The sequence below is a fragment of the Candidatus Methylomirabilota bacterium genome, assembly GCA_035764725.1.
In the GTDB taxonomy this organism is placed as follows: domain Bacteria; phylum Methylomirabilota; class Methylomirabilia; order Rokubacteriales; family CSP1-6; genus DASRWT01.
In genome coordinates this window covers 1-23,798 of the sequence record DASTYT010000021.1, presented here as the reverse complement: position 1 = coordinate 23,798, position 23,798 = coordinate 1, and the positions used below count along the sequence as shown (strand labels likewise).

Here is a 23,798-nt window from a genome sequence, read left to right as displayed (position 1 = left end):
GTTGAAGATCCTCGTCACCGGCGGCGCCGGCTTCATCGGCTCGAACTTCGTTCGCCACGTGCTCGCCGCGCATCCGGATGACGCGGTGGTGACACTCGACAAGCTCACCTATGCGGGGAATCCCGCCAATCTCAAGGACGTCGAGGCCGACCCTCGCCACCGCTTCGTGAAGGGCGACATCTGCGACGCCGGCCTGGTGGGCGACCTCATGGCCGAGGTGGACGCGGTGGTGCACTTCGCCGCCGAGACCCACGTGGACCGCTCCAACTCGGGCGCCGACGAGTTCTTGCGCACCAACGTGACCGGGACCTTCACGCTGCTCGAGGCGGCGCGGGCCCGCCGTCTCGGGCGCTTCATCGCGGTGGGCACCGACGAGGTGTACGGGAGCATCGCGCGCGGCGCGTCCCGGGAGCTGGATCCCCTCAACCCGTCCAACCCGTACTCGGCGTCGAAGGCGGCGGCGGATCTCCTCGCCCGCGCCTACTGGATCACGCACCGGCTGCCCGTCATCGTCACGCGCAGCAGCAACAACTTCGGGCCGTTCCAGTACCCCGAGAAGGTGATCCCCCTCTTCGTGACCAACGCCATCGACGACGTCCCCCTGCCGCTCTACGGCGACGGCAAGAACGTGCGCGACTGGCTCTACGTGCTCGACAACTGTGCCGCCATCGACGTCGTGCTCCGCAAGGGCAAGGACGGCGAGATCTACAACATCGGCGGCGGCAACGAGATCGAGAACGTGGTGCTCACGCGGCAGATCCTGCGCCTGACCGGCAAGCCGGAGACGCTCATCAAGGCGGTAGCCGATCGGCCGGGCCACGACCGCCGCTACGCGCTGGACAGCGCCAAGGTCCGCGCGCTGGGATGGAAGCCGGCGCACGGCTTCCCCTCCGCGCTGGCCGCCACCGTGGAGTGGTACCGGAGCCACGAGGCCTGGTGGCGGCCGATCAAGTCGGGCGAGTTCCGCGCGTACTACGAGCGCCAGTATTCGGCGAGGTGACTCCCATGCCGCAGCGTCGTGTCATGACGTTTGTTCTGCTCGGCCTCGCCCTGGTGGGACTCCCGGTGGCGCTCCTCGCCGCTCCCCGCGGTAGCGCGCCACGTCCGGACGGGCCGGGTCTCGACACCGCGCCGTCGTTCGCTCGGCGGGTGGCGCCCGCCATGGTGGCGCTGCGGGTGGAGGCGAACCCGCACGCGCCGTCCTCGGCGAACCTCGGGGCGGACCGCGCGGGCAGCGCGGTGATCTTCGACCCCGCCGGGTACGCCCTCACCGTGAGCTATCTCCTGCTCGACGCGGAGCGCCTCGAGGTGACCCTGCGCGACGGCCGTATCGTGCCCGCCCGGCTGGTCGGCCTCGACCTCGAGGTGGGCTTGGGCGTGCTCAAGCTCGCGTGGCCGGGACCGTGGCCGGCCGCGCCCCTGGGCGACTCGACGCGCATCGCGGTGGGTGATGGCGCGGGCACCGTCGGGATGACCGAGAACGGAGACCTGGTGGCGGTCGAGGCCCAGGTGCGATCGGTGCAGCGCTACGTCGCCCCCTGGGAATATATGTTGGATCGCGCGTTCATCGTATTTCCGGCCAACACCGCCTTCGGGGGCGGGGCTCTCATCGACGGCACCGGCGCGGTGGTCGGGATCACGTCGCTGCGGCTGGGCGAGAAGCCCTTCTCCAACCTCGCGATCCCGATCGAGAAGTTCCTCGCCGGCCGAGACGAGCTCCTCGCCAAGGGTCGCGTGGAGAGCCGCGGGGCCCGGCCCTGGCTGGGCCTCTATACCGAGAGCGTGCCCGGACGGGGCGCGGTGGTGGTGGGCTTCTCCCCGGTGGGCCCGGCCGGGCAGGCCGGCTTCCGCCGCGGCGATCTCATCGTGGCGGTCAACGGGCGGGCGGTGGCGAGCCAGGAGGAGTTCTACACCCGGCTCTGGGAGGGCCAGATCGGCGAGCCGGTGACGGTCGAGGTGCGCCGGCAGTCGGGCGCCCAGGTCATCACGGTACGGCCCGCCGACCGGTATCGCATCTTCCGGACGACGGAGAAGTAGTAGGCTCTAGCCATGCGGGGGATCGACACCTATCGAGGCCGCGGGCTCATCGCCGATCCCATTCACCGCTACATCCTCTACACGCGGCCGGACGGCGTCGCCGGCGAGGCCACCGAGGAAGACCTGATCGATTCGCCGTGGATGCAGCGGCTGCGGCGCGTGCCGCAGCTCCAATCCGCGCGCTGGGTGTTTCCCGCTGCCGAGCACAGCCGCTTCCAGCACTCGCTCGGCGCCATGCACCTGGCCGCCCGCTTCGCCCAGCAGCTCCACCCCTCGCTCCGCGCGGAGTTCTCGGACGCGCCGTCGGCGGCGCTCTTCGAGGAGCTGCTGCGGATGGCCGGACTGCTCCACGACATCGGCCATGGGCCCTTCGGACACTTCTTCGACGACAACTTCCTCGCCGACTGGGGCCTCACACACGAGATCGTGGGCCAGCGCATCATCAAGGAGGAGCTGGGCGAGCTGATCCGCGGGCTGCGGCGCAGCCCCTCCGCGCATTTCGAGCCGGGCGAGAGCATCGATCCCGAGTGGATCTGCTACCTCATGGGCAAGCACCGCACCGAGCCCGAGGTGGGGCATCCCCGCTGGCTCGCCCATCTCAAGCCGCTCCTGTCCGGCATCTACACCGCCGACAACATGGACTACGTGCTCCGCGACTCGTACATGTGCGGGGTGGCGGTGGGGCCCATCGACGTCGAGCGGATCATGTACTACTCGTTCTTCAGCGACAAGGGGCTCACGCTCGACCGCGGCGGCATCCAGGCCTTCATCATGTTCCTGAACGCGCGCTTCTACATGTACACCAACGTGTACTACCACCGGACGACGCGCGGCATCGACCTGCACCTGAAAGAGATCTTCCGCGACACCATGCGGCTGGTCTTTCCGCACGATTTGAATAAGAACCTGAAGCCTTACCTCGGGCTCACGGAATGGACGCTCCTCGAGGAAGTGGAGCGCTGGCCCGACTCCGATGACCCCGACCGCCGCGCGCTGGGCGCGGAGTGGCGCCAGGTCCTCGACCGCCGGCTCAAGTGGCGCATGGCCCACGAGGTGGTGCTGGACCTCTTCGAGCCGCGGCGCGGCCAGGCCTTCATGACCGCGGAGGAGCTGGAGGCGCGGGTGCGCGACGCGCTGCCGCCGGGCCTGCGCGCGGTGCCGTTCAAGATCGACATGGCGCAGCAGGACCCGCGCCCGCTCAATCCCATCGGCGGGGGGGATCGGCAGATCTACATCTACGATTCGGCGTCGCAGACGGTGTCTGCGGAGCCGCTGAAGGAGCTCCTGAAGCACCTCCCCGGCAAGGTTGCCCAGTGCCGGATCTTCGCCACGACCCACGAGCACGACGCCGCGCTCGCCCAGGCGCTGGAGCTGGCGCTCAGCGGGGATCGTCCGGCGCATTCCACCAACCTGTAGCGTGGTCCACTAGCGAGGGGATATGGACCTGCTCGAAGCCAAGAACCGGGTGGCCGAAGCGCTCGTCGAGTCCATCTTCAGACGGGCCCGCTACGACATCACTCCGTACCGTCGCTCGCCCGCGGCGGGGCTGCGGGTGGGTCGTGACGATTTCTCGCCCGACTTCTGGGTGAAGCCCACGGGGGAGGGCGGCCCCGGCGGCAGCGGGGGCACCAAGGACTTTCTCATCGAGGTGAAGTACCACCCGCACATCGGTCAGTTTTTGTCGGTGGAGAGTCAACGCAGCGAGCGGTCACTCTTCCAGATGGCGCGCCGGCAGTGGCCGGAGCTCTACTTCGTCCTCGTGTCGGACAAGCCCGAGCCCGGCCGGTCCTGCTTCCAGGCGTTTTCCCTCGCTTCGTGGGCGCCGGGGGCGCCCTGCCAGACCCTCGACCTCGCCGCAGTGGAAGAGATGGGCATCTTCGCGCACAATGTGGCTGACCACGAAGAGCTGATCCGCCGCATCTTCGCCCTGTTGACGGGCGGCTGAGCGCGCAGGGCCCGGCAGCTTCCGGAAGGACGGAGCCATGGAAAAGTTCAGAGGCGTCGACTACTACGGCATCGAGGAGCACCTCTCCGACGAGCAGCGGATGATCCGTGACACCGTGCGCGACTGGGTGGAGTCGCGCTTCCTGCCCATCGTCACCGAGCACCATCGCAACGCCACGTTCCCGGTGGAGCTGGCCGGCGAACTGGGCGAGATGGGCGTGTTCGGCGCCACCCTCAAGGGCTACGGCTGCCTCGGGCTCGACAACATCGCCTACGGGCTCATCATGCAAGAGCTGGAGCGGGGCGACTCGGGCCTCCGCTCGTTCGCCTCGGTGCAGAGCGGGCTCGTGATGTACCCGATCCACTCCTACGGCTCCGACGCCCAGAAGGACCGGTGGCTGCCGCGGCTGCAGTCGGGCGAGGCCATGGGCTGCTTCGGCCTCACGGAGCCCGATCACGGCTCCGATCCGGGCTCGATGAAGACGCGGGCCGTGAAGAAGGGCGGGGAGTACGTCCTCAACGGCACCAAGCTCTGGATCACCAACGGCTCGGTGGCCGAGATTGCGGTGGTGTGGGCCAAGGGCGACGACGGCGAGATCGGCGGCTACCTCGTCGAGCGGGGGACGCCCGGCTTCGGCACCCTGGACATCCACGGGAAGTTCTCGATGCGTGCGTCCATCACCTCGGAGCTCTCGTTCCAGGACTGCCGCATCCCGCTCGAGAACAAGCTGCCCGGCGTGAAGGGGCTCAAGGGGCCGCTGTCGTGCCTCTCCCAGGCCCGCTACGGGATCGCGTGGGGCGCCATCGGTGCCGCGATGGCGTGCTACGACTGGGCGCTCCAGTACGCGCAGCAGCGCATCCAGTTCGGCAAGCCGATCGGCTCCTTCCAGCTCGTGCAGCAGAAGCTCGTGTGGATGATCAACGAGATCACCAAGGCGCAGCTCCTGTGCCTGCAGCTCGGGCGGCTCAAGGACGCGGGCAGCGCGCGGCCGCAGCAGATCTCCCTGGCCAAGATGAACAACGTGCAGATGGCGCTAGACACCGCGCGCATGGCCCGCGACATCCTGGGCGCCGCCGGTATCGTGGACGAGCACCCGATCATGCGGCACATGATGAATCTCGAGACGGTGAACACCTACGAGGGCACCCACGACATCCACGTGCTCATCGTGGGCCGCGACGTCACCGGCCTGGACGCCTTCGGGATCTGAAGAGAACCTACCGCCGCGCGGCGGCCGGCACGGGATCAGGGCCTTCGCCCCTCGACGAAAATGGCGGGCCGTATCGACAATTTCGCCGAAATGCCCATGACGATCGCCATCCGTGCGCTCGCAACTACAGAAGAATCCGATGCTCCGCCGGGGGGCCCGCTGGCACGGCTCCTGCTCCCTCCATACTGCAGGAACTCCAATCAGAGTCAGAGGGGGGTGGCGATGATGAAGCGGTTCTCCATGATGCTGGTCGTGGTTGCTGCCGCCAGCATGGCATTTGCCGGCGCGGCCCTCGCGCAGATGGGCTATGGCGGCATGGGCCGTGGCATGTGGGGCGGCGGAATGGGGCCCGGGATGATGGGCGCGGGCTTGGCGGGCACTTGCCCGGGCGCCGCGGCGGTCGACCAGACTTCGGCGACCCAGATTACCGAAGAGCAGGCCAAGGTGCTGGTTCAGCAGTACGCGGACCAGTATCTGAAGGGCTTCACGGTGGAGCGGGTGCTTCCCTTCACTGGCAGGCTCGGCACGATGTACTCGGTGGAGCTGAAGGGTCCGGACGGGCAGGTGCGGGCCTTCCACGTGAACCCCTGGGGTAACGTGATGCCCTTCGGCGGTCCTACGCGGCGCGCCGGTTAGCCCCACCCTTTCTTCTCTGCGACCCCCGAGCGAGCGGGCCCGCCCGGGGGTCGCACCGCGTTCCTCGGGGCGTGATAGCATGGGCGGCACGAGCGGACCATGAAGCCCCCGTTTCCGCTCCGGTACTTCTTGGCCTCCGTCGTGTTGCTCGCGAGCCTCGCCACCCTGTTCTCCCTCTCGGCGGCGCACCGCACGCAGCAAGAGCTTCGTCGGCAGCTCGAAGAAAAGGGCGAGGCGCTGGCGGGGGCGCTCGAGATCTCGAGCCGCAATGCGATCTTGAGCAATGTGCTCGTGGAAGAGATGATCGCCCAGCGGCTCCTGGACAATGCCCGGCTGGTGGACCAGCTGCTCCTCTCCCGCTCACCCGACCCCTCGTGGCTCAAACGGCTCAGCGCCGCCAACGGCCTGGCGCGAATCGAGCTCGTGGACCGCACCGGGCGACCGTACGACCCGCCGCCGCGTCCTCCTACCATGCCGGGGATGATGATGACCCGCCCTCCGACGACGGCGGCCGAGGCGCAGGAGCGGCACGCGACGATGATGACGTACATGTGGGGGCGGCGGTGGGGGCCGCCGTCGCCCGGCAACGAAGCCCCCCCGGCGATCCGCGACCGAAAATTCTGGGAGGGATCCGTGCTGGGGGTCGCCGTCGGGGCCCGCAGCTTCCCTGGCATCATCGCCGTTCACGCGGATGCTCGTTCCGTGCTGGATTTCAGCCGGACAATCGGCGTCCAGCGTCAGGTCGAGGAGCTGGGGCGTCAGGCCGGCGTTGAATCCATCGCGCTCCTGGGCCCCGATCTGACCGTGCTGGCGCACTCGGACCCGACCCGGGTCGGCCGGCTGGAGACGGATGAGGCGCTGCGGGCGGTGCTCGAGAATCGGCATATGCTCACGCGGATGGCTCGGCGCGATGGGGCGGAAGCGGCATACGAGGTGGTGAAGCCATTGGCGCTGGAAGGAGGGCGGATTGGGCTACTCCGGATCGGCCTGTCCACCGCCTCCATGGACAGGGTTTGGAAGCACGATCGGGTTGCCGCCGTGCTCATGGCGGTAGCAGTCCTGGCGCTGGGCGCGCTCGGCATGGCGACGATCTTCTACATCCAGAACCGCCATCTGACCGAGATCCAGAAGCTCGAGGAGAATTTGGCGCGCGGTGAGCGCTTGGCGATCGTGGGAAATCTGGCCGCGGCGGTGGCCCACGAGATCCGCAACCCGCTCAGCGCGGTCTCGATGGGGCTCCAGCGCCTCCGTGCCGAGTTCGAGCCGGCCGCAGGGCAGGAGTATCGGCGCATGGTGGACCTGATCCAGGGCGAAGTTCGCCGGCTGAACGCGATTGTGGAGGAGTTCCTTTCCCTGGCTCGACCGATTCAACTCAAGCGCGAGCGTGTGTCGGTCCGGGCGCTCCTCGAAGAGATCGGCCGACTGGTGGAGCCACAGGCCGGCCCCGCCGGGATCAAGGTCGAGCAGATCATCCCGGATTCCCTCCCGGAGCTGCGGGCGGACCGGGACCGGATCAAGCAGGTGCTGCTGAACCTGGTGCTCAACGGGATCGAGGCCATGGCCTCCGGCGGAACGCTCACTCTGGGAGCGTCGGCCTCGGACACGACCCTGACGATCTCGGTCAGCGACACGGGTGGCGGCATCCCCGCCGACCTGCTCCCGCGCGTGTTCGAGCCGTACGTGACCACCAAGACCCGAGGCCTCGGGCTGGGGCTTGCCATCGCGCGACGGCTCGTCGAAGCCCACGGCGGCCGCATCGAGGCGGAGAGCGGAGCCGGGCAGGGTACGCGCTTCCGCGTCACGCTCCCGCGCGATGGATCGACCGATGGTAGCTGAGCCGTTCCGGATCCTCGTCGTCGACGACGAGCCGATTCAGCTCGAGCTCGTGGGGGGGTTTCTCGAGCGACAGGGCTTCGAGGTCGCGACGGCAGCTGGCGGGCGAACCGCGATGGCCCGCTTCAAGCAGGAGCCGTTCGACCTGGTACTCACCGATCAGCGGATGTCTGACGTGTCGGGCCTGGAACTGCTCGAGGCGGTCAGGGCCGCGAGTCCGGATACGGCCGTCGTCATCATGACCGCCTACGGAACCATCGAGACGGCGGTGAGCGCCGTCAAGGCGGGCGCGGCAGACTATCTGGCGAAGCCGCTGAACCTCGACGAGCTCCTCCATAGGATCCACCAGATCCAAGACCGCCGCCGCCTCATCACCGAGAACCGTGAGCTGCGCGCCGCGCTCGCCGAGCGCCATCGCGTGGAGGGCATCATCGGCGAGAGCGGCGCCATGCAGGAGGTGCTCTCGGTGGTCCGCCGGGTCGCTCCGAGCGACGCCACCGTGCTCATCCGAGGCGAGAGCGGCACCGGCAAGGAGCTGATCGCGAAGGCCCTGCACTACGCCAGCCCCCGCGCCGCGGCGGCGCTCGTGAAAGTCAACTGCGCAGCGCTGGCCGAGAGCCTGCTGGAGGCTGAACTCTTCGGGCACGAGAAGGGCGCGTTCACCGGGGCGGTCGCGGCCCGCAAGGGCCGATTCGAGCTGGCCGATGGCGGGAGCCTCTTCCTGGACGAGATCGGTGATCTGCCCCCGCATCTGCAGGTGAAGCTGCTTCGCGTCCTGCAGGAGCGGGAATTCGAGCGCGTGGGCTCCAGCCGGCCGATCAAGGTGGACGTGCGCCTGCTCGCCGCGACGCATCGGAACCTCGAGAGCTTGGTCCGGCAGGGACAGTTCCGCGACGATCTTTATTACCGCATCAACGTGGTCACCATCCAGCTACCGCCGCTGCGAGAGCGCCGCGAGGATCTGTCCCTGCTGATCGACCACTTCGTCCGAGCCTTCGCCGAGAAGAACGGCAAGAGCATCCGTGGGCTCACGCGGGAGGCGCAAGAGGCGCTGCTCCGCTACGACTATCCGGGCAACGTGCGGGAGCTCGAGAACTTGATCGAGCGCGCCGTCGTGCTGACGCGTGACGACGTGATCGGCCTCGCCGACCTGCCGCTCATCATCGACGCGCAGACCGCCGAGGCCGAGGGCGGCGCCGGGCTCGTGGCCGCGGTGGAGGGGCTCGAGCGACGTATGATCAAAGAAGCGCTCGCGAAGGCGAACGGTATACAGACGCGTGCCGCCGAGCTGCTGGGGATTGGCGAACGGGTGCTCCGCTACAAGCTCAAGAAGTACGGGTTTTCCGGCCACCCGTAGGGGCGAGGCCCGCCCGGGCTGGACGCCTTCGGGATCTGAAGAGAACCCTCTTCCGTGAGGGGAGAGAGCAGGGTGAGGGCTCAGCCCTCGACGTAGAGCTCGATCTCGTTCCCGTCGGGGTCGCGCACGCAGAAGCAGGGCCGCGCGCCGCCCATCTCGCCGAACGGCATGAGCCCCGCCGCCTCCACCGCCGCGCGCGCGGCGGCCAGCTCGTCCGCTGTCCCGCCGATCCGGAAGGCGATGTGGTAGAGCCCCGGCGCCCCCTTGGGCGGCCGCGGCGCCTCCGCGCGCGCCAGCTCCAGGGAGACATCGTGGTGGTGATGGCCGGCGGTGAGGAACACGATGCGGCCTTCCTTACCGCGCCCGGTCTCAGCGAGCCCGAGGAGGTCTCGATAGAACCGGGTGGCGGCCTCGAGATCGCGCACGAAGAGCGAAACGTGTCCGAGCTCGCTGACTTTCACGACGCGCGAGATGTTAGCATAGACGCATGACCCCGCCCGAGTCCGCCGCCGTCATCCTGCCGGCCGCGGCGGCCGCCCCCGCCGCTCGCGTGAAGCCCGACATGCGCCTGCTGGGCCTCCTCGCCCTCGGGCACATGGTCGTCGACATCAATCAGGGCTCGCTCGCGGTGATCCTGCCGTTCCTCAAGGACGCCCTCCGGCTCAGCTACGCGGCCACCGGCGCCATCGTGCTGATGGCTAACATCACCTCGTCGATCATCCAGCCGCTGTTCGGCTTTCTCGCCGACAAGACGGCGCGGCGCTGGCTCCTGCCGCTCTCGGTGCTGCTCTCGTCGCTGGGGCTCGCGTTCACCGGCCTCGCGCCGTCCTATGCCGCGGTGCTGTTCCTCGTGATGATCACGGGGTTCGGGGTCGCCGCCTATCATCCCGAGGGCTACCGCACCGCCACCGCGGTGGCGGGCGAGCGAAAGGCGACCGGCGTGTCGATCTTCTCCACGGGCGGCAACATCGGGATCGCGCTGGGTCCGCCGCTGATCACCGCGCTGCTCAGCGCCTACGGTCTGCCGGGGAGCCTCGGCATGCTGGTGCCGGGTGCGCTCGTGGCCGGCCTGCTCCTCGCCGGACTGCCGTCGCTCTCCGCGCCCGCGCCCGTGCAAGCTCGCGTGCAGGCGGCTCGGGACGGAGCCCAGACCATGGTCGGCGCCATGAGCCTCCTGGTGCTCGTGGTGGCGATCCGCTCGTGGACCCAGCTGGGTTTCACGACCTTCATGCCCTTCTACTGGCGTGACGTGCTCCACGGCGATCCGCGGCTGGTCGGCACGCTCCTCGCAGTTTTCCTCGGCTCCGGCGTGGTCGGCACACTGGTGGCGGGTCCCGTCGCTGATCGGGTGGGCGTGCGTCGCTACGTGGTCAGCGTGTTCCTCCTGGCCGTGCCGATCGCGGTGGCGTTCCTGTTCGCGCGCGGCATCTTCGTTTTCGTGCTGCTGGCCCTCCTCGGCTTCGTCCTCGTCTCCACCTTCACGGTGTCGGTCGTCCTCGGTCAGGCGTACCTGCCGCGGAACCCCGGCATGGCATCGGGGCTCATCGTCGGCTTCGCCATCGGCGCGGGCGGGGTTGGCGCGAGCGCGCTCGGCTGGGTGGCGGACCACTGGGGGCTGACCCGGGCGCTGTGGATCTCGGCGCTGATGCCGCTGGCGGGGTTCCTCGTGGCCCTTGCACTGCCCGAGCCCAAGACGCGTGACGCTCGATAGCCTCCAAGACGGCGAGCAGGTCCTCCTGATCGATCAGCGCGGACGGCGCCACCTCTTCATGCTCCGGAAGGGCGAGACCTTCCACTCCGACCGGGGCTGGGTGACGCACGACGCGATCATCGGCCAGCCCGACGGCACCTGGGTCCGGACCTCCAAGGGCACCCGCTACGTGGTCCTCCGGCCCACCCTCGCCGAATACGTGCTCGACATGCCGCGGGGGGCGCAGGTCATCTACCCCAAGGACCTCGCCATGGTGATGTTCTGGGCCGACATCTTCCCCGGCGCCCGCGTGCTCGAGGCGGGGATGGGCTCGGGCGCGCTCACACTCGCGCTGCTGCGCGCGGTGGGGCCGGCGGGCAAGGTGATCAGCTACGAGCAGCGCGAGGACTTCGCGCGGCGCGCGCTGGCGAACATTCAGCTCCGCATGGGCGAGGTCGGAAACCTCGCGGTGCGCCTGCGCCCGGTGGAGGAGGGGCTCCCCGAGGAGGAGACGGTCGACCGCGCGGTCTTCGACCTGCCGGAGCCCTGGCATCTGGTGGACCCGGTGGCGCGCGTGCTCCGCTCGGGCGGCATCTTCCTGTCCTACGTGCCCACCATCATCCAGTCGCATCAGCTCTCGGAGGCGCTGCGCCGCCATCCCGGCTACACCCTCGTCGAGACGTTCGAGACGTTGTTCCGGCCGTGGAACATCGAGAACACCTCTGTGCGTCCGTTCCACAGGATGGTGGCGCACACCGGCTTCATCACGGTGGCGCGCCGCGTGGTGCCCGAGGATGCCCCCTTCCAGCCCCGCATCACGGTGTCGGAGGTGGAATGATGCTCGAGCGCTATTTTGACTTGAGCGCGCAGGGCACCACGGTCGGACGCGAGGCGCGGGCCGGCCTCACGACCTTCATGGTGATGGCCTACATCATCTTCGTGAACCCGGCCATCCTCTCGTTCGCGGGGGTGCCCGGCCTCGAGGGCAAGGGCGGGCCGTTCGCGGCGGTGCAGGCCGCGACCTGTCTGGTCGCGGGCGTGCTCACCCTCGCCATGGGGCTCGCCACCAACTATCCGCTCGCCCTCGCCTCCGGCATGGGCCTCAACGCGGTGGTGGCCTTCCAGCTCATCGCGGGGCTCAAGCTCTCCTGGCCCGCCGCGATGGGCGTGATCTTCCTCGAGGGACTCGCCATCACCGCGCTCGTGCTCACCGGCTTCCGCGAGGCGATCATGAACGCGATCCCGCTCGCGATGAAGCAGGCGATCAGCGCGGGCATCGGGCTCTTCATCCTGTTCATCGGCCTGGTCTCCGCGGGCATCGTGAAGCCGGGTCCCCCGGGGGTGCCCGTCACCCTCGGCGACCTCGCGACGGCGCCGGTGGGCGTGGCCATCGTGGGGCTGCTCGTCACGCTCTGGCTCTTTGCCCGCGGCAACTCCGGCACGCTCCTCATCGGCATCCTCCTCGCCACCGTCGTCGCCGTGATCGCGAACATCGTCACGGGTGGGCGGGCTTTCCCCATTCCCGGGCAAGCGGTGATTCCCCGGGCGATCGTGGCGTGGCCCGACTTCTCGAGCCTCGGGGTCGGCATCAACCTGGAAGTCTTCGCGCACGTGGGCGTGGTGACCGCGCTCGTGACCATCTTCTCGATCATGCTGTCGGACTTCTTCGACACCATGGGCACGGTGATCGGCATCGGCGGCGAGGCGGGCTGGCTCGACCGCGACGGCAAGCTGCCCCGGCTCAACCGCGTGCTGCTGGTGGACTCGCTCGCCGCGGCGGCGGGCGGCGCGGCGGGCGCGTCGTCCGCCACCACCTACATCGAGTCGGCCGCCGGCGTGTCCGCGGGCGCGCGTACCGGGCTCGCTTCCGTCGTCACCGGCGTCTGTTTTCTCCTCGCCCTCTTCTTCTCGCCGCTCGCCGCCATCGTACCCGCCCAGGCCACCGCGCCCGCCCTTCTCGTGGTGGGCTATCTCATGGTCGCCATCATCAAGGACATCCGCTTCTCGGATGTCGAGGAGGGGTTCCCCGCCCTCTTGACCTTGGCGGTGATGCCGTTCACGTACTCGATCACCAACGGCATCGGAGCCGGTTTCATCGCCTACTGCTTCATCAAGCTCGTGCGGGGCAAGGGACCCACCGTGCACCCGATGATGTGGGCGGCCGCCTTCGCCTTCGTCCTCTACTTCGCGCTGCCCGGCCTCCGGGCCACGCTGGGCTTCTGAGGCGCCCCGCCCCCCTGTGGTAGGCTAGGAAGCCCGGCCACCGGCCGGCTCGATTTTTCCAGGAGGTCGGACTCTTTGATCAGCACGATGCGTGAATACCTCGGGGGGCTGAAGCTCATCCTCCTGTTCGTCATCCTCGCCTTCGTCGGCACCTCGGTGGTGTACTTCGGCGCCGACGCGCTCGGCCGCAAGCGCGTCGGCGACCATTCCGTGGCCACGGTGAACGGCGAGGACATCCCCGTCGAGCGCTTCCGCCGGGCCTACTCGAGCTACATCGAGTTCTACCGGCAGATCTACAAGGACCGCCTCACCCCTGAGATGGCGGAGCGCCTCGGCATCTCCCAACAGGTTATCAATGACCTTGTGCAAGATGCGCTGATCGGCCAGCAGGCGCGCCGCGAGGGCGTGGTCGTGACCGACGACGAGCTGCGCGCGCGCGTCCAGCAGGTGCGGGCCTTCCAGGAGGACGGGCGGTTCTCGCGCGACCGCTATCTGATGGTGCTCCGCAGCGTCCATATCGATCCGGCGGACTTCGAGTCCGATCAGCGCCGTGACCTCGTGCGCCGGAAGATGGAAGGCCTCGTGAAGGACGGCGTGAAGGTGTCTCAGGACGAGCTCGTGCAGGTGTACGCCTTCCGCAAGGACCGGGTGCGCGCGGCCTGGGCGAGCGTCGAGACGGCGCCCCTCATGGCCACGGTGACGGTGGCCGACGCCGACCTCGAGCCCTATCTCAAGGCCCATCAGGCGCAGTTCACGCGGCCCGAGCGCCGCAAGCTAGCGCTCGCCGTCGCCAGCCCGAAGGCCTTCGCCGAGCCGGTCACCGACGCGGCCGCCGAGGCCTACTACAACGAGCACCCCACGGAGTTCGAGAAGCCCAAGCGGCTCCACGCCGCCCACGTGCTCGTGCGCGTGCCGCCGGTGGGCGGCAGCGACGCCGAGGCGAAGTCGCGCGCAAAGGTCGAGGACGTGATCAAGCGGGCGAAGGCGGGGGAGGACTTCGCCAAGCTCGCGCGGGAGAGCTCCGACGACACCGGCACCGCGCCCCAGGGCGGGGATCTCGGCTTCGTCGGGCCGGGCGAGATGGTGCCGCAGTTCGAGGAAGCCTTGTTCCGGCTCAAGAAGGGCGAGATCACGCCGGCGCCGGTGCGTACGCCGTTCGGCTACCACGCCATCAAGGTGCTGGACGTGCAGGAGGGCGGCAAGTCGCCGTACAAGGAGGTGGCGGCCAAGATCAAGGAGAAGCTCCTCGCCGAGCGCAGCGACCGTGCCGCCGCCGCCAAGGCCGAGCAGGCCCGCGGCCCGCTGCAGGCCGCCAAGGACTTTGCGGCTGAGGCGAAGAACCTGGGCGTGGAGTCGCGCACGGCGACGATCGCCCGTGGCGACGGGCTCGAGGGCATCGGCCGCGACCCCGCGCTCGAGGAAGCTGTGTTCGGGCTGGGGGTCGGCGGCGTCGCGAGCCCGATCAAGACTGCCGGCGGCTACGTGGTGGCCAAGGTCACCGAGATCATGCCGGCCGGCGTGCCGCCTCTCGCCGAGATCCGCAACGAGGTGTCGGAGGCGATCAGGCGGGACAAGGCGGGCGAGCTCGCCATGACCAAGGCCAAGACGGTGGCGGCGGCGGGCCGCGAGGGCGATCTCGCCGCGGCCGCCAAGAAGGAAGGCGCGTCGACCGGAGACACGGGCTTCTTCTCGCGCGCCGAGCCCCCGAAGGACAAGAGCGCGCTGCCCGGCACCGTGCTGGTGGCCGCCCTCCAGACGGGGGTGGGCCAGGTCGCCGATCCGATCCGCGCCGGCGGCGCCGTCTACGTGGTGAAGGTGTTCGAGCGTCAGCCCGCCGATCCCAAGGGGCTCGAGACCGAGCGCGAAGAGCTCGCCAAGCAGGTGCTCGAGCAGAAGCGCAACCAGGTCTGGGAGTCGTGGCTCCGCGGCGTCAACCAGACCGCCAAGATCGAGCTGAGCAACGCGGGCGCGCCGGCCGGCCGCTAGGGGACGACATGGACAAGACCGCACTGCTCGTGATCGATGCCCAGCAGGAGTATTTCGCCCCCATCGGGAAGATCGTGCTGCCCGGCGGGCCCGCCGCGGTGGGACGCATCGCGCGCCTGCTCGACTGGGCGCGGCGCCGGGGCATGCCCGTCGTGCACATCGTCCACGAGAGCCAGAAGCCCGGCGCGCGGACGTTCGCGCCCGGCTCTCCCGCGCTCGCGATCCATCCTGAGGCCGCCCCGAAGGCGGGCGAGCCGGTGGTCACCAAGCACCTGCCCGGCTCCTTCACCAACACGCCGCTCGAGCGGATGCTGCGGGACGGGGGCATCGAGCGCGTGATCGTCTCCGGCTTCATGACGCAGATGTGCTGCGATACCACCACACGCGAGGCCGCGCATCGCGGCTTCGCGGTGACGCTCCTCTCCGACGCCACCGCGGCGATGGAGGTGAAGGGGCCGGACGGGGTTGCGATTCCCGCGGACGTCGTCCATCGCACCCATCTCGGCAGCCTCAACGGCTTTCTCGCCGAGGTGCGCAGCACCGCCGATCTGATCGGCTGATTTCCCCGCGGTGATTCCCGTCGTGCACCGACGCCTCCCGGAGGGGGGGCGTCTCTTCGGGGGCCCGATGCCGGCGCCGCCCTACACGGACTCGGCGGCCACGCTGCGCGCAGCGGGTATCACCACCGTCGCCTGCCTTCTCGACCGCAATGAGCTGTCGCCGGCGCTGGAGGCAGCCTACGCGGGCGCCGGCCTGCGCCTGCTCCACTTCCCCGTGCCGGACATGGGCGTGCCGCGGGACGCGGACGCCTTCCACGTCTATCTTCGCGGCCTGCTGGACCGCCTCGCCGCGGGCGAGACGATCTATCTGCATTGCTTCGCCGGGCTCGGGCGCACGGGCACGGCGCTGGCGTGTCTGCTCATGCTGGTCGGCGAATCGGCGGCCACGGCGGTCGCCGCCGTGCGCGAGGCCTATCGGCGGGAGGCGGTGGAGAGCGGCGGTCAGCGGCGCTTCGTGGAGGCCTTCGCCGCCCGCGTGACCGAGGGAGCCGGCTAGGGCTCGGGCTCGGGGCGCCGGGCCGCGAAGCGGCTCCAGGCGAGGCGGTCGGCGAGCGCGCTCTTCCAGTGCGGGAAGCTGATGCGGGAAAACACGCGAAGCCCTCGCAGGTCGTCGAAGGTCGAGTAGATCACCGGCGTCACGAGGAGCGTGACGAGCAGGCAGAGGAGCTGACCGCCCACCACCACCGTGGCCAGCGAGGCGCGCGAGGCGGAGCCGTCGCCGCGTCCCATCGCCACCGGGAGCATCCCCGCTACGATGGCGAGCGTGGTCATGAGGATGGGCCGGAGCCGCGCTCGATCCGCCTCCATCTGGGCCTGGGTGCGCTCCATCCCCCGCTCACGCAAGACGTTCGTGTAGTCCACCTGGAGGATCGCGTTCTTCTTCACCACGCCCATGAGGAGGAAGAGTCCCATGATCGAGTAGATGTTGAGGGTCCGGTCCAAGAGCTTGAGGGTGAGGATCCCGAAGGGGATGGACAGGAACATCGACACCATGATCGTGAGCGGATGCACGAAGGACTCGAACTGCGCGGCGAGCACGATGTAGATGAAGCAGAGCGAGAGCACGAAGGCGATGGCGAAGTTGGCCAGCGCTTCCTGGAGGAGCTTGCCCCGCCCGGTGAGGAGGATGCCGTATTCCGGCGGCATGCGCTGGGCGGCCACCGCGGCGAACGCCTCCTTGTAGGCGTCGGCGAGCGGTTTCGACGGCAGCAGGTTCGAGATGATGGTGATCGAGCGCTCCTGGGCGTAGCGCTCGATCTGGCCGGGGCTCATGCCGGAGCCGAGGGTGGTGACGTTGGAGAGCTTCACCAGCGCGCCGCCGGCGCCCGGCACCATGAGGGCGGGGAGCCCGGAGGCGTCGCGCCGATGGTCCTCGTCGAGCCGCAGCCGGATGTCATACTGCTCGCCCGCTTCCCGGTAGAACCCGACTTTCTCCCCGCCCACCATCGTCCGCAGCGCGGTCGCCACCGCGTCCACGCGCACGCCGAGGTCGGACGCCTTGTGCCGATCGATCTCAACCTGCACCTCGGGCTGCCGCAGGGATTGCGCGGTGTCGAGGTCCACGAAGCCGGGCTTGGCCTTGAGCACATCGATCACGCCCTGGGCGTAGCGCTCGAGGCCGGCCAGCTCGGGGCCGCGCAGGATCAGGTTGAACTGGGTCTGGCGGAAGCCGCCGCCGCTGATGAGACTGATGTTCTGGACGCTCACCCGCATGCCCGGGAACGCGGCGAGGCGCTGGCGCACGTCGTTCATGATCTCGAGCTGCACGCGCTTGCGCTCGGACAGGTGCTTGAGCCCCACGTAGATCGAGATGTCGGTCACGTTGGATTGGTACTGGCCCCGCACGCCGATGGTGGTGAAGAGCGTGACGACCTCGGGGACCTTGCGAATCTCCGCCTCCATCAACTGGCTGGTCAATGCGCTCCGCTCGATGGAGGAGCCGGGGGGCGCCTCCGCCACGACCTCGAACTCGCTCATGTCATCGTCCACCACGAACTCGAGCTTGGACGATTTGATGAGGAACCAGCCTCCGACCATGATGGCGGCGATGCCGAGGAAGCAGATCGTGCGGTGCCGCAGGCACCACGCGAGCGCGCCCTCGTACGCCCCCTCAATCCGGTGATAGAGGCCCGAGGACTTCGAGGACCCCGCCGCGTGACCACCCGCCACGCCGGGCGTGCTGAGGACGCGGGCGGCGAGCATCGGCGTGAGGGTGAACGCCACCAGCAGCGACACCATGATCGCGAAGGTGGCGGTGAGGCCGAACGAGTTCCAGAACTTCCCCACGAGCCCGCCCATGAAGGCCACGGGCAGGAAGATCACCACCAGCGAGATCGTGGTGGCGGTGACGGCGAGCGAGATCTCCTTGGTGCCGGAGATGGCGGCGTCGAAGGGCGTCCGCCCCTCCTCCTCCGTGTGCCGGAAGATGTTCTCGAGCACGATGATGGCGTCGTCGATCACGATCCCGGTGGACAGCGACAGGCCCAGCATCGTGAGGTTGTTCAGGGTGAAGCCGGCCATGCGCATGGCCACGAAGGTGGCGATGATCGACGCGGGGATGGCCACCGCGGCGATGAAGGCGGGGCGCAACTTCCGCACCGAGAGGAAGAACACGAGCGTGACCAGGATGGCGAGGCCCGTCACCTTGATGAGCAGCTCGGGGTCGCCCCAGGCAAAGGCGAGGGCCACCGCGAGCACGATGGCGAGCAGGATCAGGCTCTCGTGCCAGAGGAGCCGGCCGATGAACGCGGCGACGATGAGACTGGCGAGGAGGCCGCCCAGGAGCAGGTGGTCCTGCACCTCGTGGAACGAGCGCTTGATGAAGCGCGAGAGGTCCCGCACCACCTCGAACCGGATGTCCTGGGGCAGCCCCTTCTGCACCTCGGCCAGCCGCTCCTTGACCCGGTCCACCACCGCCACCGTGTTGGTGCCGGACTGCTTCCGGATGAGCATGGAGACCGCGTTGGCGCTGTTCAGACGCGAAAGGGTGCGCGGCTCCTCCTCGGCGTCGCGGACGGCGGCGACGTCACGCACCCGCACCGGGCTGCCCTTGAAGTCGGCCACGATGAGGTCGTTGAAGGCGCGGACGGATTCGATGCGTCCCAGCGTGCGGAGCCCCTCCTCGTTGGCGCCCGCAGTGAGGCGGCCGCCGGGGATCTCGACGTTCTGACGCTGGAGGGCATCCTTGACCTGCTGGATGGACAGGTTGAAGGCGCTGAGCTTGTCGGGGTTGACGAGGATCTGGATCTCGCGCTTGCGATCGCCCACCAGCGTGATCGCGCCCACGTCCTTGACGGTCTCGAGCGCGCGCTTGATGCGCTTGTCGGCGATTTCCGTGATTTCGCGCGCCGATCGCTGGCCGGACACCACCAGGGCCATGACGGGCGCGGAATCCGGGTCGATCTTCTCGATGATGGGGGACTCGGTGCCCGCAGGCAGCCGCGCCAGCACCGTGCCCACCTTCTCGCGCACGTCGTTGGCCGCCTCCTGCACGTTTCGCTCGAGCACGAAGGTGGCGAAGATCTGGCTCTGCCCTTCGATGGTGGACGAGCGGAGCTCGTCGAGGCCGCTGATGGTGTTGACGACCTCCTCGATGGGCTTGGTGATCTGGCTCTCGATCTCCTCGGGGGAGGCGCCGGGCAGGAGCGTGGTGATGGTGATGGTCGGCAGGTCCACCTTGGGGAAGATGTCTACGCCGAGCTGGACGAAGGAGGCCAGCCCCAGCACCACCAGGGTTACGATGACCATGGTGGTGAAGACGGGACGGCGGACGAAGACCTCGAGGAATCCCATCTAGCGAGCGGGCGGGGGCGAGGCGGCGGCGCGGCCGTCGACGACGGCGATCGGCGCCCCGTTGAAGAGCTGGGAGAGGTTCGAGGTCGCCACCGTCTCCCCGGGCTTCACACCGTCACTGATCTCCACCAGCGCGCCCTGCCGGGCGCCCGCCTTCACCAGCCGCTCCTCGGCCTTGCCGTTGGTCACGACGTAGACCTTGGAGATGCCCACGAAGTACACCACCGCCTCGGCGGGCACGAAGGCCACGGTGGCGTCCTTGCGCGTCAGCACCACGCCCTTGGTGAAGAAGCCGGGACGCAGGCGGTTGTCGGCGTTGCCGACCCGGCCCTCCAGAGCCAGGCTCCGCGTCTGGACTTCCACCGCGGGCGAGACGCGGGTGACCTGCCCCGCGAAGGTCTGCCCCGGATACGCCTCCACCGTCAGCTCGACTCGCTGGCCCGTGCTGAGCTCGGGTGAGAAGCGCTCCGGCACCGTGCCCGTGTACTTCAGCGGGTCGAGGGCGACGAGAGTGAAGACCGGCGTGTTCTCCTTCACGTACTCGCCCGCGTTGAGGTGCCGCTTGGCGATCTGGCCGTTGAACGGCGCCCGGATCGTGGTGTCCTCGAGGCGCTTGCGCATGATGCCGAGCATGGCCTCGCGGCGCGTCACCTCGGCTTGGGCCACGCGCAGGGCCGCGCGGTCCGAGTCGAGCTGCGCCTCGGCGATGTGCACCTGCTCCGGGTGCAGGCCGAGCACGTTCTGCGTCACCTGGAGCTGGGCCAGCGCGGTGTTGTAGAGATTCCGCGCACTGTCGACGTCGCGCTGGGCGATGAGCTCCTTGCGGAACAGCTCCTGGTTGCGGTCGAGCTCGGACTTGGACCATTCGGCCTGCGACTGAGTGCGCGCCACCTCCGCCTGCAACGCCGAGAGGCCGTCCTTGACCCGGCGCAGCGCCGCCTCGCTCGACGCCACCGTCGCTTGAGCGCGCGCGTACGATTGACGTGAAGACAGGAGATCGGCCTCGGCCTGATCCACCGCGAGCTGGAACTCGCGGGTGTCGTACTCGGCGAGCACCTTGCCCTGCGTGACCGAGTCGCCGAGATCCACGCGCAGGCGCGCCACGGTGCCGGGCTGCTCGGTCTTGACCACGGTCTCCACCCAGGCGACCAGGCTGCCCACCGTCTCCACCGACCGTTGCACGGGCCGAGCTTCCGCCTTGGCCACGTTGACGGGGACGGGCTTGAAGGCGGGAGCGCCGGCCTTCGGCGGGGGAGCCTGGGCGTCGGACCTCGAGCACGCGACGGCGCCCAGCAAGACGGCGAGAGCGACCAGGCAATTTCGTACGCCGCGAGACATAAGGCGACCAGTGTAACCCAGGCCACCGATGGCAGCGAGCCCTCGATGGGGCCGCGAGCCCTCGACGCGCCCCGGCGGCGTGTCGTAACATGTTGCTGTCATGGCGATTCAACGCACCCCGATGACGCGAAGCGGCCACGACCGCTTGAAGAACGAGCTGGAGCGGCTCAAGTCGATCGAGCGCCCGGCCATCAGCAAGGCCATCGGCGAGGCGCGGGCCCACGGCGACCTCTCGGAGAACGCCGAGTATCACGCGGCGCGCGAGAAGCAGGGCATGATCGAGGCGCGGATCAAAGACCTCGAAGGCAAGCTCGCTACCGCCGAGGTCATCGACCCGCCCACCTCGGGCGATCGCATCACGTTCGGCTCCACGGTGCGGCTGGAAGACGAGGAGGGCAAGGAGATCGCGTACTGGATCGTGGGCTCCGAGGAAGCGGAGCCCCCGCGCGGTCGCATCTCGGTCCTGGCGCCTTTGGCGCGTACCCTCATCGGCAAGAAAGTCGGCGACACCGTGACCGCGCAGCTCCCCGCCGGCAAGAAAACCTTCGAGATCCTCCAGGCGAATTTCGCCTGGCCGGAGACCGGCTAGGGTTCGCTACCGCACGAGGACCACACAGCCGGTCGCCGCCTCGTCACTGATACTTCTTCACGTCGCTCGCCCCATGATGTCCGTGCCGACCCCATGGCCCGCGAGTAAGGCCAGGCTGAGGGCATTCGGCCGCCGCCCGTCGGCGATTCGAACGCAGGACGCGCCACCCTTCCGGCGACGTGATCGGCGTTGACGTTGTAGGTCTTGCCGTCACGCCCGGTGGCCACGGGGGCGATGACCGGGATCAGCCCGTCCTCGTCGAGAGCCTGGAGCAGGCGCCGGTTGATCGACTCGACGTCGCCGACTAGTCCAAGGTCGACGCACTCCCCATTCGCCCGCCGATGTGGCCGCCGGTGGGCAACGATCAGGTCGGAATCCTTCCCGTTCAGGCCGATGGCGCGACCGCCGTGGCGGTTGATGAGACCCACGAGCTCGGGATTGACGTGGCCCACGAGGACCATCTCGACTAGCTCCATGGTCTCCGCGTCGGTCACGCGAAGCCCGTCGACGAAGCGCGGGATCTTGCCGACGCGGCGCATCAGACCGTCGATCTGGGGGGCCACCGCCATGGACCACGACGGGACGGACCCCCGCGGCCCGAAGACGCGCCACGTCGTGGGCGAAGGAGGCTTGGAGCTCGGGGCGGCCCATCGCGGCGCCGCCGTACTTGACCACCACGCTCCGACCGCGCCACTGATTCAGATGATGGAGCGCGCTCAGGGCGAAAGGGGCGTGATGCGTGGAGAGGGGATACGCGACCTCTTCTAACTCTGCATGGCCGTGGACGTCATGGCTTCTCCGGTCCGGAGGGAACGATCTTGAGAGCATCTTGAGCGGCCTGGCGACTAGGCTTCTTGGCGTGGCCGGCAGTGTCCCGGCCCTATTGGCGCGGTCCCTCGGGCCGCAGGAGGCGTCGCGATGGGTGACGTGATCTTCATTGGGCTGGCAGTGGGCTTCTTTGTGCTGACCGCGCTGTTCGTCCGGCTCTGCGACCGGGTGTAGGAGCCCAACATGCCTTTCCTCTACATCGTCGGTGGCATCGTGGCACTCGGGCTCATGGCGTATCTCGTTCTGGCTCTCTTGAAGCCGGAGATGTTCTCATGACTACGAACGGCGTCCTGCAGCTGCTGCTCTATCTGGTCGTGCTGATCGCTCTCGCGAAGCCGCTGGGCGCGTACATGGCGCGCGTCTACCAGAACCGTCCCTTCGGGCTCGACCGGATGCTCGGCTGGCTCGAGCGGCTGATCTATCGCCTCGGCGGTGTCCGGCCCGACGAGGAGATGGGGTGGAAGACGTATGCCGCGGCCATGCTCCTCTTCAACCTTGCCGGCCTGCTCGCGGTCTACCTGCTGCAGCGGTTGCAGGGCGTGCTGCCGCTGAATCCCCAGGGACTCGGGGCGGTGTCCCCCGATTCCTCGTTCAATACCGCCGTCAGCTTTGCCACGAATACGAATTGGCAGGGTTACGGCGGCGAATCCACGATGAGCTATCTCACCCAGATGCTGGCGCTCACCGTCCAGCACTTCCTCTCGGCGGCCACGGGCATGGCGGTGCTGGTCGCTCTCATCCGAGGCTTCGCGCGACGCTCCGCCCAGACCATCGGCAACTTCTGGGTGGACATGACCCGCAGCGCGCTCTACATCCTGCTGCCGCTGTCCTTCATCCTGGCCCTGGCCCTCGTCTCGCAAGGGATGACGCAGACCTTCGGCCCTTCCGTCACCGCCACGGTGGTCCAGCCGACGCAATACGACGAGCCGGTCACCGACAAGGACGGCAAGCCCGTCGTCGACGATAAGGGGCAGCCCAAGACCAAGAAGTCCACGCTGACGGAGCAGGTGATCGCAGTTGGGCCGGTGGCCTCGCAGATCGCCATCAAGCAGCTCGGCACCAACGGCGGCGGGTACTTCAACGCCAACTCGGCGGATCCGATCGAGAATCCCACGCCGATCTCCAACTTCCTCGAGGTCCTGTCGATCCTGCTCATTGCCGCGGCCCTCTGCTACACCTTCGGCGTCATGGTGGGCGACACGCGCCAAGGCTGGGCGGTGCTGGCCGCGATGACCGTGATCTTCGTGGGCCTGCTCGCCACCTGCTACCTGGCCGAGCTGAGGGGCCACACGCTGGTCCAGCAAGGCGTCGATCATACGACCACCGCGCTCTCGTCAGGCGGGAACATGGAAGGCAAGGAAGTGCGGTTCGGCATCGCCAACTCGGCGTTGTGGGCGACGGCTACGACCTCGGCTTCGAACGGCTCCGTGAACTCGATGCACGACTCGTTCACGCCCATCGGCGGCCTGGTTCCCATGTGGCTGATACAGCTCGGCGAGGTCGTCTACGGCGGTGTCGGCTCGGGGCTGTACGGCATGCTCATGTTCGCCATCATCGCAGTGTTCGTCGCCGGCCTCATGGTGGGGCGCACTCCGGAGTACCTCGGCAAGAAGATCACGCCGCGAGAGATCAAGCTCGTCTCCCTCTACATCCTCACGATGCCCGTCATCGTGCTCGCCACGACAGCCGCCGCAGTCGCCCTGCCCGGGCCGAGGAAGTCGATCCTCAACGGCGGCCCGCACGGCCTGTCGGAGGTGCTGTACGCCTTCATGTC

The 23,798-nt window shown here is 68.7% G+C and carries 21 protein-coding genes; 17 read left to right on the top strand and 4 right to left on the bottom strand.

From position 1 onward, the window contains the following. The first annotated feature begins 1 nt into the window (after position 1). From rfbB to VFX14_02975, 8 genes are all read left to right on the top strand, one after another. Positions 2-1,000: a dTDP-glucose 4,6-dehydratase gene (gene rfbB, locus VFX14_03010; GenBank protein HEU5188639.1), complete on the top strand. Its 999-nt coding sequence runs from the start codon at positions 2-4 to the stop codon at positions 998-1,000. Between the two features lie 5 nt (positions 1,001-1,005). Beyond that, a complete protein-coding gene (locus VFX14_03005) occupies positions 1,006-2,037 on the top strand; it encodes a S1C family serine protease (GenBank protein HEU5188638.1) in 1,032 nt (343 codons plus the stop codon). Positions 2,038-2,049: 12 nt separating this feature from the next. After that, entirely contained in the window at positions 2,050-3,453 is a 1,404-nt protein-coding gene (locus VFX14_03000) for an HD domain-containing protein (GenBank protein ID HEU5188637.1), read from the top strand. A gap of 22 nt (positions 3,454-3,475) precedes the next feature. Beyond that, on the top strand, positions 3,476-3,982 hold the full coding sequence (locus VFX14_02995; protein ID HEU5188636.1) for a hypothetical protein: 507 nt from the start codon (positions 3,476-3,478) through the stop codon (positions 3,980-3,982). A gap of 37 nt (positions 3,983-4,019) precedes the next feature. Beyond that, positions 4,020-5,192 (top strand): acyl-CoA dehydrogenase family protein, encoded by a 1,173-nt coding sequence (locus VFX14_02990; GenBank protein HEU5188635.1) that lies wholly within the window; start codon positions 4,020-4,022, stop codon positions 5,190-5,192. A gap of 222 nt (positions 5,193-5,414) precedes the next feature. Then, on the top strand, positions 5,415-5,828 hold the full coding sequence (locus tag VFX14_02985) for a PepSY domain-containing protein (GenBank protein ID HEU5188634.1): 414 nt from the start codon (positions 5,415-5,417) through the stop codon (positions 5,826-5,828). 99 nt (positions 5,829-5,927) lie between these two features. Beyond that, on the top strand, positions 5,928-7,664 hold the full coding sequence (locus VFX14_02980; GenBank protein ID HEU5188633.1) for an ATP-binding protein: 1,737 nt from the start codon (positions 5,928-5,930) through the stop codon (positions 7,662-7,664). Continuing rightward, positions 7,654-9,018 (top strand): sigma-54 dependent transcriptional regulator, encoded by a 1,365-nt coding sequence (locus tag VFX14_02975; protein HEU5188632.1) that lies wholly within the window; start codon positions 7,654-7,656, stop codon positions 9,016-9,018. The genes VFX14_02980 and VFX14_02975 overlap by 11 nt, the downstream gene beginning before the upstream one ends. 80 nt (positions 9,019-9,098) lie before the next feature. Here VFX14_02975 and VFX14_02970 read toward each other — a convergent pair whose 3' ends face one another. Then, positions 9,099-9,479: a VOC family protein gene (locus tag VFX14_02970; GenBank protein HEU5188631.1), complete on the bottom strand. Its 381-nt coding sequence runs from the start codon at positions 9,477-9,479 to the stop codon at positions 9,099-9,101. A 26-nt stretch (positions 9,480-9,505) separates the two neighbouring features. Between VFX14_02970 and VFX14_02965 the strand changes: the two genes are divergently transcribed. The 6 genes from VFX14_02965 to VFX14_02940 all read left to right on the top strand — a co-directional run bounded on the left by VFX14_02965 (position 9,506) and on the right by VFX14_02940 (position 15,973). Next, the gene (locus VFX14_02965; GenBank protein HEU5188630.1) at positions 9,506-10,729 is read left to right on the top strand and encodes an MFS transporter; all 1,224 of its coding nucleotides are present in this window, start codon (positions 9,506-9,508) and stop codon (positions 10,727-10,729) included. After that, positions 10,716-11,546: a tRNA (adenine-N1)-methyltransferase gene (locus tag VFX14_02960; GenBank protein ID HEU5188629.1), complete on the top strand. Its 831-nt coding sequence runs from the start codon at positions 10,716-10,718 to the stop codon at positions 11,544-11,546. Before VFX14_02965 ends, VFX14_02960 begins: the two co-directional genes overlap by 14 nt. After that, positions 11,546-12,931, top strand: a complete 1,386-nt coding sequence (locus tag VFX14_02955) for an NCS2 family permease (protein ID HEU5188628.1) — start codon at positions 11,546-11,548, stop codon at positions 12,929-12,931. Before VFX14_02960 ends, VFX14_02955 begins: the two co-directional genes overlap by 1 nt. An 87-nt stretch (positions 12,932-13,018) precedes the next feature. Then, complete coding sequence (locus tag VFX14_02950) at positions 13,019-14,917, top strand: peptidyl-prolyl cis-trans isomerase (GenBank protein HEU5188627.1); 1,899 nt, start codon at positions 13,019-13,021, stop codon at positions 14,915-14,917. Positions 14,918-14,925: 8 nt separating this feature from the next. Next, positions 14,926-15,477, top strand: coding sequence for a cysteine hydrolase family protein (locus VFX14_02945; protein ID HEU5188626.1), 552 nt, complete (start codon positions 14,926-14,928; stop codon positions 15,475-15,477). 22 nt (positions 15,478-15,499) lie between these two features. Continuing rightward, positions 15,500-15,973 carry a tyrosine-protein phosphatase gene (locus VFX14_02940; GenBank protein HEU5188625.1) on the top strand — a complete coding sequence of 158 codons (474 nt, stop codon included), beginning with the start codon at positions 15,500-15,502 and terminating at the stop codon, positions 15,971-15,973. On the opposite strand, the gene VFX14_02935 is transcribed toward VFX14_02940, so the two are convergent. Continuing rightward, positions 15,970-19,269, bottom strand: coding sequence for an efflux RND transporter permease subunit (locus VFX14_02935; protein ID HEU5188624.1), 3,300 nt, complete (start codon positions 19,267-19,269; stop codon positions 15,970-15,972). The genes VFX14_02940 and VFX14_02935 overlap by 4 nt on opposite strands. Beyond that, complete coding sequence (locus VFX14_02930; protein ID HEU5188623.1) at positions 19,270-20,451, bottom strand: efflux RND transporter periplasmic adaptor subunit; 1,182 nt, start codon at positions 20,449-20,451, stop codon at positions 19,270-19,272. It lies immediately after the preceding gene. 262 nt (positions 20,452-20,713) lie between these two features. Here VFX14_02930 and greA point away from each other — a divergent pair, with 262 nt between their 5' ends. After that, on the top strand, positions 20,714-21,196 hold the full coding sequence (greA, locus tag VFX14_02925) for a transcription elongation factor GreA (protein HEU5188622.1): 483 nt from the start codon (positions 20,714-20,716) through the stop codon (positions 21,194-21,196). Here the strand turns inward: greA and argB are convergent. Next, positions 21,193-21,765, bottom strand: a complete 573-nt coding sequence (gene argB / locus VFX14_02920; GenBank protein HEU5188621.1) for an acetylglutamate kinase — start codon at positions 21,763-21,765, stop codon at positions 21,193-21,195. The genes greA and argB overlap by 4 nt on opposite strands. A gap of 442 nt (positions 21,766-22,207) precedes the next feature. On the opposite strand from argB, the gene kdpF reads away from it, so the two are divergent. Together kdpF and VFX14_02910 are read left to right on the top strand one after the other, a co-directional pair. After that, entirely contained in the window at positions 22,208-22,300 is a 93-nt protein-coding gene (gene kdpF, locus VFX14_02915) for a K(+)-transporting ATPase subunit F (GenBank protein ID HEU5188620.1), read from the top strand. After that, positions 22,297-23,798 (top strand): potassium-transporting ATPase subunit KdpA (locus tag VFX14_02910; GenBank protein ID HEU5188619.1); only part of this gene is annotated, 1,502 nt, incomplete at its 3' end. The genes kdpF and VFX14_02910, both read left to right, overlap by 4 nt.

Bases quoted from the DNA above. Each gene is read 5' to 3' on its own strand.
- VFX14_02955 (HEU5188628.1), top strand. From the start codon at position 11,546: ATGCTCGAGCGCTATTTTGACTTGAGCGCGCAGGGCACCACGGTCGGA.
- argB (HEU5188621.1), bottom strand. From the start codon at position 21,765: ATGGCGGTGGCCCCCCAGATCGACGGTCTGATGCGCCGCGTCGGCAAG.
- VFX14_02945 (HEU5188626.1), top strand. From the start codon at position 14,926: ATGGACAAGACCGCACTGCTCGTGATCGATGCCCAGCAGGAGTATTTC.
- VFX14_02975 (HEU5188632.1), top strand. From the start codon at position 7,654: ATGGTAGCTGAGCCGTTCCGGATCCTCGTCGTCGACGACGAGCCGATT.
- VFX14_02990 (HEU5188635.1), top strand. From the start codon at position 4,020: ATGGAAAAGTTCAGAGGCGTCGACTACTACGGCATCGAGGAGCACCTC.
- VFX14_02965 (HEU5188630.1), top strand. From the start codon at position 9,506: ATGACCCCGCCCGAGTCCGCCGCCGTCATCCTGCCGGCCGCGGCGGCC.
- kdpF (HEU5188620.1), top strand. From the start codon at position 22,208: ATGCCTTTCCTCTACATCGTCGGTGGCATCGTGGCACTCGGGCTCATG.
- VFX14_02995 (HEU5188636.1), top strand. From the start codon at position 3,476: ATGGACCTGCTCGAAGCCAAGAACCGGGTGGCCGAAGCGCTCGTCGAG.
- VFX14_02935 (HEU5188624.1), bottom strand. From the start codon at position 19,269: ATGGGATTCCTCGAGGTCTTCGTCCGCCGTCCCGTCTTCACCACCATG.
- VFX14_03005 (HEU5188638.1), top strand. From the start codon at position 1,006: ATGCCGCAGCGTCGTGTCATGACGTTTGTTCTGCTCGGCCTCGCCCTG.
- VFX14_02980 (HEU5188633.1), top strand. From the start codon at position 5,928: ATGAAGCCCCCGTTTCCGCTCCGGTACTTCTTGGCCTCCGTCGTGTTG.
- VFX14_02950 (HEU5188627.1), top strand. From the start codon at position 13,019: ATGCGTGAATACCTCGGGGGGCTGAAGCTCATCCTCCTGTTCGTCATC.
- VFX14_02985 (HEU5188634.1), top strand. From the start codon at position 5,415: ATGATGAAGCGGTTCTCCATGATGCTGGTCGTGGTTGCTGCCGCCAGC.
- VFX14_03000 (HEU5188637.1), top strand. From the start codon at position 2,050: ATGCGGGGGATCGACACCTATCGAGGCCGCGGGCTCATCGCCGATCCC.